The following is a 14,522-nucleotide window of genomic DNA, read 5'->3' as shown; positions in this document are numbered from 1 at the left end:
TTATTTTCATTAATACTTCTTTTCATATGAAAAGTCATCTAATTACTTATCATGCACAACAGAGGAATGGCGATATACTTTTACATTTCGAAACCCTTGCTGATATAAATGTATTGCTTGCAGATAACTCATTACTCCTTGATCACAATATAGTATGTATATCTTATTTTGATCCAAATGCGGAAATTGATCCATTAATTTATAAAAAGGTATTTTTTTTATTTTTGTATTAAATGGAATGTGAATAGGATTTTTATTCTGATCATATTCTGATCTAATATCTAATATTATATCTCGAGAGTTTAATTTAGTTTGCATATCAATTTTCACAACATGCTGATTATCTATAAACTTTAGAATATTATTTACATTTATTATATGAGATTTAGATATTGCCTGATCCAATATGGAAAAATTGAAATTATTTTCTTCTAATTCAATATATTTTTTTTTTACTTGTATACAAGACTTTCTTGCAATCATACCACAATATTCTGGAATAGTTCTAGAAAGTGCTTCTGTTCCAATTTTACGAGCTAAATTAATGATTGACTCCTTATCATATACAATTAAAGGCCTCAACACTATACAATCAGAAGATACAGAATTATTAATTACCACTAAATTATCTAAAGTTTGGCTAGAAACTTGACCTAATGATTCGCCTGTAATCAATGCTTTAATTTTATAACGAGCAGCCAAATAAGACGCAGCCCTCATCATCATTCGTTTTAATATAATCCCTACATAATTACTCTTTATCTTTATAAATATTTCTTTAACTACTATTGAAAAATCAACAGAAATTAATTTCACTTTATGTGAACAACTAAATTTACTCCATAAATGATATATAACTTTATATACTTCGACAGCATGTGTTATATCATCCATTAAATTAAAAAAACAATAATGCACCTTACAACCTCTTCGAATAACCATATAACTAGAAACAGCAGAATCAAATCCTCCGGAAATTAAAGATAAAGATTCTCGTTGAGTGCCAACAGGAAAACCTCCTAATCCTTCAAAACGTTCAAGAATTATAAACAAACAATCATTTTTAATATTTAAATGTATAATTATCTCAGGATCAACTAAATTAACGCGAATATTATTTATATTACAACATAATTTATTTCCTATATAGCGTTCAATATCCTGAGAAGTTACTACATGGATACCGCGACGTTTTACCCGAACACAAAAAGTTTTTCCTAACAATTGAGTATAATATTTTGTGTTCTTAATTTGAATATAAATATCCTCTAAAGAGTTTATAATACTATCTTGAACTAATAAAATATGATGAATTCCAGGAATATTAATCAATATTTTAGTAATATCTAAATAATTATTATAGTTAGGTATTATCTCAATATTATCCCAATGCCTAATTAATACAACTAATAAATTGTATTGTCTTAAAGTATTTCTAATATTTTTCACAAGCATTTTTATAAAAAAAACTCGTACTGATCGACTTTTAATAATAATCTCTGGAACGAACCTGACAATAATTTTCATAACTATTTATAATTATTGAATCTATGATACATATCAGTATGTTTTAAATTTTAATTATATACACTTATTTTATTATTTATGTTTGCTATAATTATTATTTATCATTATAAATACTGAATAATAATAAACATAATAGCTTATCGAATCATAAAAAATAATAATCTTGTTTTAAAAAATCTTTATTTATGATATAAACCAATTATTTTTAAATAACAAACAAAATAAAATAAACATAATTAATATTATAATTATTAAATATATAAAACATTATTGTTAATAAAATATCAAATAGTATTTAATATTTTATTATTATTTAAATTTAATTTGATTTAATTTTACCCAAAAACTGTATAAAATTTATCTTAATTATAAAATTAAAACATAAATGAAATATATTATATACAGCAAACTAACAAAAATACATAATATATTTTATAATCATTTTTATATAAGCTACAATATTTAAAAATGTAAACGTAAAATAATAAGATAAAAATCATTTAATTATATTAAAAATAAAAAAATATAAAATTGAACCTTAACACTGCATATCTATCTAACACAGTTAATTATAATACTATTTATATAGTATGCAACTTAGTCTCATATTAAATATATTAATGAATATAGATATAATATGAACGTTTTTTCAAATTCATGTAATATATCTTAAACAAAGATAGCAAAATAAAGAATTTTTATTAGATTAAATGAGAATAATGTACACATGATGAATCATGATTCTAACACATACTCTATACTAGAGTTAATCAATACTCCTGACGAATTACGTCAACTACCTGAAAATAAATTGGAAAAATTATGTGATGAATTAAGGCAATTTCTATTAACTAGTGTTAGTAAATCTAGTGGACATTTTGCATCTGGATTAGGAGCAATTGAACTGACAGTAGCATTACATTATGTATATAATACTCCATTTGATCATCTCATTTGGGATGTAGGACACCAAGCATATCCTCATAAAATATTAACTGGCCGAAAAAAAAATATTAATAGTATTCGAAAACGTAATGGACTACATCCATTTCCATGCAGAGATGAAAGTAAATATGATATATTATCAGTAGGACATTCTTCTACTTCAATTAGTGCAGGATTAGGATTAGCCATAGCTGCAGAACGTGAAATGCTAAATAGACATACAGTATGTATAATAGGAGATGGAGCATTAACTGCAGGTATGGCATTCGAAGCAATTAATCATGCAGGAACAACTAAGTCTACTAATTTATTAATTATTCTCAATGATAATGATATGTCTATTTCAGAGAATGTAGGAGCATTAAACACTAGTTACTATACTAAAAAAAAAACATATTTAAATATTATATCGAATATTAAAATATTATTAAAAAATATTTTTTTAGATAAAAATATCCATGATACTATTGCTATGAAATTATTTAAAAATCTTGGTTTCAATTGCATTGGACCTATAGATGGACATGATATATTCAAATTAATACGTAATTTAAAATATATACGCAATACAAAAAAAGGGCTTCAATTTTTACATATCATTACTAAAAAAGGTTATGGATATAAACCAGCGGAAAAAGATCCGATAAAATGGCATGCAGTACCTAAATTTGATCCAATCAGTGGAGTATTACCTAACAAATACAAAAAAAATATTACTTATTCTGAAGTATTTGGGGAATGGTTATGTCAAATTGCAATGAAAGATAATAAAATTATAGGAATCACTCCAGCTATGAGAGAAGGTTCTGGAATGAATAAATTTTCTAAAAAATACCCAAAACAATATTTTGATGTTGCTATCGCTGAGCAACATGCTGTAACTTTTGCAGCTGGATTAGCTATAGCTGGATATAAACCTGTAGTTGCTATTTATTCAACATTTTTACAAAGAGCTTATGATCAATTCATTCATGACATCGCTATTCAAAAATTACCAGTATTATTTGCTGTAGATAGAGGAGGAATTGTTGGCGAAGATGGACAAACACATCAAGGAGCTTTTGATTTATCATATTTACGTTGTATTCCCAATGTAATTATTATGGCGCCAAGCGATATATATGAATTTAAATTAATGTTAAATACTGGATATTTATATAAATATGGACCCAGTGTTGTACGGTATCCTAAAGGATATACCAAAAATAAAAATGATAATAGTACATCTTCTAATAATAAAACTCCTAAAACATTAGGTTCTCTACCATTAAGTAAAGGAATGGTACATCATTATGGACATCGTATTGCTATTCTTAATTTTGGAACTTTATTAAAATCTGCATATAATGTGGCATTACGATTAAATGCCACATTAGTAGATATGAGATTTATCAAACCTTTAGATGAGATATTAATAAAAAATCTTGCAAAAAATCATCAAGCTTTAATTACTTTAGAAGAAAATTCGGTTATAGGAGGAGCAGGAAGCGGAGTTAATGAATTACTTACACAAAATAATAAATTATTACTGCCTATTCTTAATATTGGATTACCCGATTTTTTTATTCCACAAGGATCCCGAGAAGAAATCTTATCAGAATTAGGATTAGATAGCTCTGGAATCTATAAAAAAATTATTAATTGGACAATACAATAATGTCTTAATATAATTATATATACGGCATGATGATCATGCTTTTACTAATTATCAGCAACAATTACTTCATAATAAATAAGCTTATGGAAATATTTGCATCAAAAATAAAATAATATGAATAGATATAAATCCAGCTAATATATCGTCCAAAACAATACCAAAACCACCTTTTACCGTTCGATCAAACCAAGAAATCGGCCATGGTTTTATTATATCAAATAATCTAAATAACAAAAATGAAATCATTATCCATATCCAATTATATAACGGCACCACAATTAACGTAATCCACATTCCAATAAATTCGTCCCATATAATTGATTTATGATCATGAACCTTAATAAATTTAGCGATTTTACCACAAAAATATATTCCAAATATTACTCCTAATATTAAAAAAATAAAATACACTTGATAAGAAAAAAAATATATTATTCCCCACCAAATAGGAATTGCTAATAAAGATCCTATTGTTCCGCTAATAGGAATAACATAAGATACTCTACCTAATCCCAATCCTGTTGCTAAAAAATACCACACTTTTAATATCATATATTAACAATTCTATTCAATACTGTAAATATTAATTATATAATCATAATTTTATAAAAAATTAATTCTTTAATTTTATTTGAAATAATATTCATTCAGTTACTCTAAATAATCTTTTTGTTACTATTGTATTTAATACTCCATTAACAAATTTATGACTTTTTTCAGACCCAAAAATCTTTGCTAATTCTATAGCTTCATCTATAACAACTTTATACGGCACATCATAACGCCGAGTTAATTCAAATAATGCAATTAATAACACTGAATATTCTACATAACCTATTTTTTTTAAATCTCTAGATAAATAAGGAATCATCAATTTATCTAATTCTACAATACAATCCATTACTCCTATATATAATTCTCGAAAATAAGAAATATCAAAATTTTTAATATTTTGTATAGAAACAACATAATTTTCTATTTCTGTAAAATTATTTTTAGACAATTGCCAAGAATATAATGCTTGTAAAGTACATAAACGAGCAAGACGTCTAGTTATAAACTTCACCTAGTTCCTCTTTTTATTATTGTTTTAATAAATATTCTTAACAAATTATTTATTATTACCTATTAATTTCAATATATTAATCATCTCTAAAACTGCTAAAGCGGCTTCAGCCCCTTTATTATTATTTTTAATTCCTGATCGCTCTATAGCTTGTCTTATATTATCAGTAATAAGTAAACCTACTCCTATTGGGAGTACATTTGTAACAGAAATATTAATTAATTGGGAATAACATGATTTAGAAATAAATTGAAAATGATCAGTTTCTCCACGTATAACTGTTCCTAATGCTATGAAAGCATCATATTTATTATTTTTTTTTCTTTTATTATTACTATTATTATCAACAAAAGTAGTATCATTATTAGCATCCACTAAAGCTTTTATTGTTAATGGTAATTCATATGCTCCAGGAACCCAAATTATGGTAATATTTTGATCTTTTACATGGCCAATTCTTTTAAAAACATCTATAGCTCCATTCAATAAATTATTATTAATAACACGATTAAACCTAGCAACAATAACAGCTAATTTTACTGAATTATTTGTAGTACCACATTCAATAATATTCATATATTAATTTCACCATGTATAATAACAATTTATATAAAAATACTATTTATTATAGTGTAAGATTAATTTTTATATTTATTGTCAAAAAAAAAAATTCTTAGAATATTTAAATTATATAATAATATTTGGTTTTAATATTAATCTAATATCTGGACCAACATGTTTCATATCAATTAACTCAAAAGTTTTAATATCTTTTAATTTGTTAATATTTGGCAACCAGCATAAAGGTCTTGCGTTAGACCCCAAAAATTTCATAGATTGATACAAAACAATCTCATCTACTAATCCTATATCTAATAAAGATCCAGAAAGTGTTGGTCCAGATTCTACCCATATATTGTTAATTTGCCGATAACATGCTAAATACTGCATTAACTCTTTTAAATCAATTTGATACGAACCAGATTGATTAATAATTGGAGAAATTAACAACTGTTCTACTGATTTAGGCCAACTTAAATTATCTTTTTTTATTCTAGCCAATATTACCCTTCCTTCGTTTTTTATAAAACGATGATCAGGCACAATACGATTAGCACTATCTATAATTACGCGTAATGGATATCTAATTTTACTACTATTACTATATATATTTTTTATCTCTTCTGAAAAACACGACCACCGTACATTTAATTTAGGATTATCCATTAACACAGTTGAAGCAGTAGAAAGAATTACATCACTTTCAGCTCTAAAACATTGTACATCTTGTCTTGATTGTACAGAAGTAATCCATTTACTTTCTCCAGAAGACATAGCAACTCTACCATCTAAAGATGATGCTAATTTTAATTGAATCCAAGGCATGCCTGTACGTACACGTTTAATGAATCCTTTATTTATTGATTCAGCTTCTGATAACATAATACTATGATTTACTAAAATACCTGCTTGTTCCAACAAGTGTATTCCACGACCTGTTAAATCAGGATTAGGATCTAACATAGCTATAACAATGCGTTTAATTCCTGATTTAATCAATGCTGTAGTGCATGGAGGAGTACGTCCATAATGACTACATGGTTCCAATGTGATATACACAGTAGCATCTCTTGCAGCATCTCCAGCAATTTTTAATGCGTTTATTTCAGCATGATTTTCCCCAGCACGCATATGATATCCCTCTCCTACAATATAATTATTTTTCACAATAACGCATCCCACATTAGGATTAGGCATAGTAGTAAACCGACCTTTTCGTGCTAATTGAAATGCTCTAGATAAATATATTGTATCTTCATGAATAATATTAATCATTATTATATCATAATTAATTAGTTTGTTATTTATATATATTTACTTTATTTTACTAAAAAATTAAATACATCTTTAATACATTTAATATCTTAATTACATAAATTAAATATGCTTACTCTTTATATAATAAAGATATCCTTTTGATTCAAACATACATAATAGTCTCTGTATGATTTATCTTAAATATAACCTTTAATCAATATTAATTAATAAATATATTCTCTTTAAATCTAAAAGCTAAAAATGAAGCTACATATATAGAAGAAATAGTCCCTATTATCACTCCAAATAACAAAGTTATAGAAAATGCATATAGTACAGTTCCTCCAAAAATTAATAACATTAATAATACCATAATAGTTGTTATTGAGGTAATAATCGTTCTATTTAATACCTGAGTTAATGAAAGATTAAATATTTCATAAGAACATAATTTATTAGGCGTGTAATTAAAATTTTCTCTAATCCTATCAAAAATAACGATTTTATCATTCAAAGAATATCCCATTGCTGATATCAATGCAGTAATAGTTATAGAATTAATTTCTATATAAAATACGGATAACATTCCTAAAATAATTACCATATCATAAACTAAAGTAATAAAAGTTGCTATTGATAATTTCAATTCAAATCGACATGTTATATATAAAAAAATACATATAAATACCATTACAAAAGCAATTATTGTTGTTTTTATTAAATTTGTACTAGAATTTGGTCCAATCCAATTTATTTGTTGAACATTAAATTGATGAGTAATAGAACTATTTAAAACATTTAAAACCTCCTTTTCAACTTGCTGATTAAAATAATTAATACCATCAATTAAAGGTAATCGTATAATTAACTCATTTATGTTATTAGAATATTGTACCGAAAATTTCTTAAATCCAAATTTAACAAAAGCATTTCGTATTTTATCTATTTCAAAATCTTTATCCGAAATTACTTCAATTAAAATTCCTCCAGTAAAATCTAATCCCCAATTAAAACCATAAAATATCACAAATATAAATGATATAACACATAACAATATAAACAAAAACAACACATTACGTCCATACCAAATAAAATCATGCACTCTATAAACAGCGCCATTTCTCATTTTAATATTCTTATCTCAACACGTATTTTAATTTTCAAATTAAATAGAAAGTTTTTTCATATATTTTTTTTTTCCATAAATTAAATTAACAAAGGCTCGTGTTCCTATAATAGATGTAAACATGGAGGTGCCTACTCCAATAATAGTAATTACAGCAAAATCTTGAATAAAACCAATATTACATATATATAATATAATAGAAATAATAATAGTGGTAACATTAGAATCAATAATACTAGCAAATGCCTTTCGATATCCCACATATATCGAATATTGCATAGGTTTTCCTTGTTTTATCTCTTCTTTAATACGCTCATTTATTAATACATTTGAATCAATAGCAACTGCTAAAGTTAATATAATACCTGCTATACTAGTCATAGTTAATACAATTCCTGGAATCAATGACATTAAACTAATTATAAGTATTAAATTTATAAGCAATGCAATTCCAGCAATCACTCCAAAAAAATGGTACCATAAAATCATAAAACATATTGAAACTAATATACCTAAAGTACATGCTGTTATACCTTGAATAATATTTATTTTACCAAGAGTAGGACCAATAACTCTTTCTTCTTCAATGTAAACAGGTGCTACTAATGACCCCATACTCAATAATGATGATAAATGACGAGCTTCATTTACATTATTAATTCCAACAATACAAAAATTATGAGACAATTGAGATTGTATAGTAGCTAAATTAATAACTTTATCATATCTATATAAAATAGAATGACCTTGAACATCTTTTTTTCCAGTATCTCTATATTCTACAAATAAAGTAGCTATAACTTTTCCAATGTTATCTTGAGTAAATTTAGAAATAATTTCACTTCCTAAATTATCTAAAAATATATTCACTTGAGGTCGATGATATTCATCAAAATTTAAATTTGCGCCAATAATATGATCTCCAGTTAAAATAACTGTTTTATATAATGTTACTATATTTCCATTATTATCTAATTTTAATTCAGAATCCTCTGGAATTAAATTATTATGAATTTGAAATTGATTTATTTTAGTATTAACTAAACGAAACTCAAGACTTACGGTATTACCAATAATTTTTTTAATTTTATCAGAATTTTGAATCCCTGGTAGCTCTACAGAAATAAAATCAGACCCATAACGATGTATTAAGGGTTCAGCGATTTGTAATTGATTTATACGATGACGTAAAATATTAGAATTTTGTTTCATCGCATATTCACTTATTGTATGAATATATTCTTTTGAAAAAGCAACATGTGTTGCACATTCTTCTTGAGCATAAAAAATTAATTCTGAATATTCCTTAGACAAAAATGATACTGCTTTATTTCTATCGACAAAATTTTCAAAAACAACTTTTATATTATAATCATTTATTTTACATATTTTTAAACAAGGAATATTATTCCTACATAAAGCAATTTTTAAAACATTTATATAATGATCTTGTAATTTATCCAACATAGTTTGAATACTTACTCGAATAATTAAATATAATCCTCCTTTTAGATCTAATCCTAATTTTACTGGTTTTGCTCCAATTAAAAACAACCAATTTGGCATATCTAGTATTTTTGAATAAGATACTAAAAAATTTTCAGAAAAAACAGAAGACAATATTTTATATGCCTGACATTGATCTAATTCAGAAAAAAAATGTATTTGAATTTTTTCATTACTAAAAAAAATAGATTTATTGATTATTTTTTCTTTTTGCAAAATTTGTAAAATATTATACTGTGATATATCACTAATATTATGGGTATTTAAATTATTTTTATTAGCAATACATACTATATAACTTTCTTGATATAAATTTGGTAATGCATATATACACCCTAAAATTAATATTAGAAAAACTATTATATACTTCCATGTAGGATAAAAATTCATCACAAAATTCTATTTTGAACAAAATGATATATAAAAATCATAATGATTTTACAGTACCTTTAGGTAAAATAGCAGTAATACAATCTTTTTTAATCAATACTTCATTATTAGTATTATTATTTTTGAAATTTAATGTAATAAAAATATATCCAGTATCTGTTACTTTCAGTACTCGACCTACCAATCCTCCGTTAGTTAAAATTTCATCTCCTTTAGAAATAGAATTTAATAATTCCTTATGATCTCTATTTCGTTTTTGTTGCGGTCTAAAAACTAGAAAATAAAATATTAAAGCAAATAATAATAACATTATTATTAAAGAATAAGAATTGTTTTGATTTGGAATTTCACCATTTGCCCAAACGTTACTAATTAACCAACTCATGTACACTTTCCTTTATAAATATTCACTTAATTATCAATTTTATAATAAATATTTGCCATAATTAATAATGAGTAATAATATTAATTCAACGATAAAATAAACCAATAAATTTTTCTAATTCTTTGTTTTTTATTGATTGACGTAAATCCTCCATTAAACGCTGATAAAACCTTAAGTTATGAATAGTATTTAATCGCATCCCAAGAGTCTCTCGACATTTATCTAAATAATGTAAATATGATCGACTATAATTTTGGCAAGTATAACAATCACAATTCTTTTCTATCGGAGATAAATCTGTTTTATATTGAGAATTACGAATACGAATTACTCCATTATGAACAAATAAATATCCATTTCTTGCGTTTCTAGTAGGAATAACACAATCAAACATATCAATTCCACGGGATACAGCTTCTACCAAATCTTTTGGTTTGCCAATTCCCATTAAATAACGAGGTTTATTTTTAGGGAGAATTTTACATACACTAGAAACAACATTATACATTTTTTGTCTAGGTTCACCCACTGCTAATCCACCTATAGCATATCCATCAAAATTAATATCTATTAAATTCTTAACTGATTCTTCACGTAATTCTTCATACACTCCACCTTGCACAATGCCAAATAACATATTCATATTTTTTAGTTTATCAAAATGATAACGGCTACGTTCTGCCCAATTTAAAGATATATTTATCGAATTTTTTATATAATCCCAAGTATTAGGATATACAGCACACTCATCAAATATTAAGACTATATCAGAACCTAAATCGGTCTGAATTTCTATTGATTTTTCTGGAGTTAAAAAAACAGATGATCCATTAACAGGATCCTTAAAATATACACCTTCTTTTGTTATTGTTCTTAATTTATTTAAACTAAATACCTGAAATCCTCCAGAATCTGTAATAATAGGACCATTCCATCGCATAAATTTATGCAAATTACCATGCAACTTAATAATACTTTGACCAGGTCTTAACCATAGATGAAAAGTATTACTTAAAATTATTTGTGCTCCACTTTCTCTTATTTCTTGAGGAGTTATCGTTTTTATAACTCCATAAGTTCCTACAGGGATAAAAGCAGGAGTTTCTATTATGCCATGTTTACAAATTAATTTTCCAAAACGAGCATGACCATCCGTTTGAAATAATTGGAATATCATTTTTATTATCCTAATTTAAAATTCTATTAAAATAATTAATATATTGCATATGTAACACATAAATTTAAATAAAATACTTAAATAATAATTTAAATACTATATATAATTAGTATTATCATGAATAAATATAAAATTTCCTATAACTAAAAATCTGTAAGTAAATTAATAATTGTATAATATTCATAAAAATACTTTAATATCCTACAATAATATTATATCTAATAATACTTAATATTAATTCTAATAAATAAAAAATTAATAATCACAATATTAAAAAAATTTAAAGATAATAAAAAATTAAAAAATCTTAAATAGTTAAAAATAATATAATAATTATATTCTTAAAAGAAACACATATTAATTCTATTTTGAATAATCTTACAAAAAAAATCACTATTTCTCGCTAGTATTTAATCATTTTTTTACTTTTATGATTTTAAATAATCTTTACTTTATTTTAAAATACTCGCCAATAAATTTTTTATCTATAAACAATATAATATTTAATCTAATACAAATAAACTGTAAAAAATTTTACACCCTATACAAAACTAATACAAATATACTTTTATGACTAATGTAATATTTGTAATACATTAGTAAGATGTCACAAATACAATCTTTTATATTGGTGTGTAATTGCTAATATAAATAATATTACTGAAATGATTTTAACGATTAAAATAAATTCTAAAAAATTTATAACAACAATTACTACATGATATAATATACATATATCAATATATTTATTTTTTCTTACATTTATTTTAATTCTGATTCTATTATTTCATAAACTTTATATAAATAGGAATGTTATTAAAATCCAACTATTAACAAATATCCCACTTTATTAAATACCTACATATCTATGCAATCATTTAAATCCAAATATTTATTAAATTTCAACAAATTTTCATAAAAATAATTCATTTAAACACAATATTTAATATTTACTATTAATAATTAAAAAATTTACTTCAAATTTCCTATTTTATATTACATTTTCATCTTTCAACCAATCTAATATTACTTATGGCTAATAAATACTTAGTAAATACATTACATGTATTTTAAAATAAAAAATTATAAATTATTTATAGAAAATATAATGTTACACTTATATATAAAATTTAATATATCCATATTATAGACATTATAATAATAAAATCAATTAAACAAAAATAGTAAAAAATAAATAAAATTTGCATCAAAATAATTTAATTAGTACAATTCATGATATTAAAAATAATTTTTATATTTTTATAAAAATATAAAAGAATTTCTAAAAAATCACATAAAGGAAAATATTATGTTAGTTAGCCATAACGCTCCTGATTTCACCGCACCTGCAATATTAGGTAACGGCAAAATAATTGACGATTTTAATTTATATAAATATATTAAAGATAAAAAAGCTATAGTGTTTTTTTGGCCGATGGATTTCACTTTTGTTTGTCCATCAGAACTTATTGCTTGTGATAAACGTTATTTTGAATTTCAAAAAAAAGAAGTAGAAGTTATCGGAATCTCCGTAGATTCTGTGTTTGTACATAATGCTTGGAGACAATTACCAATAAATAAAGGAGGTATTGGATTTGTACAATACCCCATGGTATCTGATATAAAAAGAGAAATAATTAAAAAATATAAAATAGAACATTTCAAGACAGGAGTAGCTTTACGAGCCTCCTTCTTAATAGACGCATCAGGTATAATACGACATCAAGTTGTAAATGATTTACCATTTGGTAGGAATTTTGATGAAATGATTAGAATGGTCGATGCTTTAAAATTTAATGAAACTAATGGACTTCTGTGTCCTGCTCAATGGAATAGAAATAAAGCAGGATTAAACGCTTCTCAAGAAAGCGTAAAAGAATATCTTTCCAACAATCTATCCCAATTATAATAATTGGGATAGATTGTTGGAAAATAAATCCACCATTAATTAATGGTGGATTTATTTTTATATTTCATTAAAAACTAAAATGTATAGTAACATTCACTTTAGTGTGTTTAAAAATATATATGACTCATAGTACTACACTAAAATGATTTTTTAAAAATTATGCATAAATTATAACTATTTATATGCCGATATAGCTCTAATTGGAAGAGCAACGCATTCGTAATGCGAAGGATATAGGTTCGAGCCCTATTATCGGCATATAAATATTTTCTTTTGTTAAAATAAAAAAATCAATTGTTCTTTAATGAACCGGTTAACATTTCTTTTTCTATTATTAAAATAAGGACATGAATAATTTTCATATGAATTTCTTGAACATAATCTAAATGAATTGAAAATGGTGCGCAAATTTCCACATCAATATAACTGGAAAAATTATTTTTTATATTATTCTCCCTAGTTAAAAAAATTATCTTCATTCCCATAATATGAGCCTCTTTTATAGCTCCTAAAATATTAATGGATTTCCCAGAACTAGAAATCGCTAATAGTACATCTTTTTTATTTCCTACAGATTTAATATAACGAGAAAAAATACTTTCATATCCAAAATCATTACCTACACATGATAAATACGATGGATCAGATATAGCAATTGCTGGATATCCAATTCTATTTTTACGATAACGACCAGTCAATTCTTCTGCGAAATGCATGGCATGACAAAGTGACCCTCCATTTCCACAAGACAATACTTTTCCTCCTATTTTAAATGTATTAGCAATTAATTTTGCAGCAATTGATATCAAATCAACATAATTTCTCTTTTTAGAAAACATTTTCATTATTTTTATAATTTCATTAAACTCATTACAAATTAAATTTGTATACATAACTTTTTCCTAAAATCTACAAAAATCTGCATCAATATATAAATATATACGTACTACTCAATATTCTAAGTTTTTTCTTATTTTTATAATAAGAATAATATAAATATAATAATATTTTTTAAT

Annotated in this window: 12 protein-coding genes and 1 tRNA gene; 3 read left to right on the top strand and 10 right to left on the bottom strand. The window is 24.4% G+C overall.

Translation table 11 applies throughout. The annotated features are described in order from the left end of the window. Positions 1 to 42: 42 nt before the first annotated feature. On the bottom strand, positions 43 to 1,527 hold the full coding sequence (gene thiI / locus Bpudo544_RS01205) for a tRNA uracil 4-sulfurtransferase ThiI (RefSeq protein ID WP_500825526.1): 1,485 nt from the start codon (positions 1,525 to 1,527) through the stop codon (positions 43 to 45). Positions 1,528 to 2,257: 730 nt separating this feature from the next. On the opposite strand from thiI, the gene dxs reads away from it, so the two are divergent. Further along, positions 2,258 to 4,129 carry a 1-deoxy-D-xylulose-5-phosphate synthase gene (gene dxs / locus Bpudo544_RS01200; protein WP_500825621.1) on the top strand — a complete coding sequence of 624 codons (1,872 nt, stop codon included), beginning with the start codon at positions 2,258 to 2,260 and terminating at the stop codon, positions 4,127 to 4,129. Positions 4,130 to 4,210: 81 nt separating this feature from the next. Here the strand turns inward: dxs and Bpudo544_RS01195 are convergent, their stop codons facing one another. From Bpudo544_RS01195 to tgt, 8 genes are all read right to left on the bottom strand, one after another. Beyond that, positions 4,211 to 4,681, bottom strand: coding sequence for a phosphatidylglycerophosphatase A family protein (locus tag Bpudo544_RS01195; protein WP_500825525.1), 471 nt, complete (start codon positions 4,679 to 4,681; stop codon positions 4,211 to 4,213). 91 nt (positions 4,682 to 4,772) lie between these two features. Next, positions 4,773 to 5,195, bottom strand: a complete 423-nt coding sequence (gene nusB, locus Bpudo544_RS01190; protein ID WP_500825524.1) for a transcription antitermination factor NusB — start codon at positions 5,193 to 5,195, stop codon at positions 4,773 to 4,775. A 45-nt stretch (positions 5,196 to 5,240) separates the two neighbouring features. Beyond that, positions 5,241 to 5,771, bottom strand: a complete 531-nt coding sequence (gene ribH / locus Bpudo544_RS01185) for a 6,7-dimethyl-8-ribityllumazine synthase (protein WP_500825523.1) — start codon at positions 5,769 to 5,771, stop codon at positions 5,241 to 5,243. 111 nt (positions 5,772 to 5,882) lie between these two features. Beyond that, positions 5,883 to 7,031 carry a bifunctional diaminohydroxyphosphoribosylaminopyrimidine deaminase/5-amino-6-(5-phosphoribosylamino)uracil reductase RibD gene (ribD, locus tag Bpudo544_RS01180; RefSeq protein WP_500825522.1) on the bottom strand — a complete coding sequence of 383 codons (1,149 nt, stop codon included), beginning with the start codon at positions 7,029 to 7,031 and terminating at the stop codon, positions 5,883 to 5,885. Positions 7,032 to 7,233: 202 nt separating this feature from the next. Beyond that, positions 7,234 to 8,139: a protein translocase subunit SecF gene (gene secF, locus Bpudo544_RS01175; protein ID WP_500825521.1), complete on the bottom strand. Its 906-nt coding sequence runs from the start codon at positions 8,137 to 8,139 to the stop codon at positions 7,234 to 7,236. 39 nt (positions 8,140 to 8,178) lie between these two features. Then, entirely contained in the window at positions 8,179 to 10,035 is a 1,857-nt protein-coding gene (secD, locus tag Bpudo544_RS01170) for a protein translocase subunit SecD (RefSeq protein ID WP_500825520.1), read from the bottom strand. Positions 10,036 to 10,072: 37 nt separating this feature from the next. Then, on the bottom strand, positions 10,073 to 10,420 hold the full coding sequence (gene yajC, locus Bpudo544_RS01165; protein WP_500825519.1) for a preprotein translocase subunit YajC: 348 nt from the start codon (positions 10,418 to 10,420) through the stop codon (positions 10,073 to 10,075). A gap of 85 nt (positions 10,421 to 10,505) precedes the next feature. Next, a complete protein-coding gene (gene tgt / locus Bpudo544_RS01160; RefSeq protein ID WP_500825518.1) occupies positions 10,506 to 11,597 on the bottom strand; it encodes a tRNA guanosine(34) transglycosylase Tgt in 1,092 nt (363 codons plus the stop codon). Between the two features lie 1,306 nt (positions 11,598 to 12,903). Between tgt and Bpudo544_RS01155 the strand changes: the two genes are divergently transcribed. Beyond that, positions 12,904 to 13,506: a peroxiredoxin C gene (locus Bpudo544_RS01155; RefSeq protein ID WP_500825620.1), complete on the top strand. Its 603-nt coding sequence runs from the start codon at positions 12,904 to 12,906 to the stop codon at positions 13,504 to 13,506. 184 nt (positions 13,507 to 13,690) lie between these two features. Beyond that, positions 13,691 to 13,764 (top strand) — tRNA-Thr (locus Bpudo544_RS01150). A 32-nt stretch (positions 13,765 to 13,796) separates the two neighbouring features. Here the strand turns inward: Bpudo544_RS01150 and lpcA are convergent. Next, positions 13,797 to 14,399, bottom strand: coding sequence for a D-sedoheptulose 7-phosphate isomerase (gene lpcA / locus Bpudo544_RS01145; protein ID WP_500825517.1), 603 nt, complete (start codon positions 14,397 to 14,399; stop codon positions 13,797 to 13,799). Positions 14,400 to 14,522: the final 123 nt, after the last annotated feature.

The organism is Blochmannia endosymbiont of Camponotus pudorosus (assembly GCF_059934925.1).
This window is presented reverse-complemented; position numbering and strand designations above follow the sequence as displayed.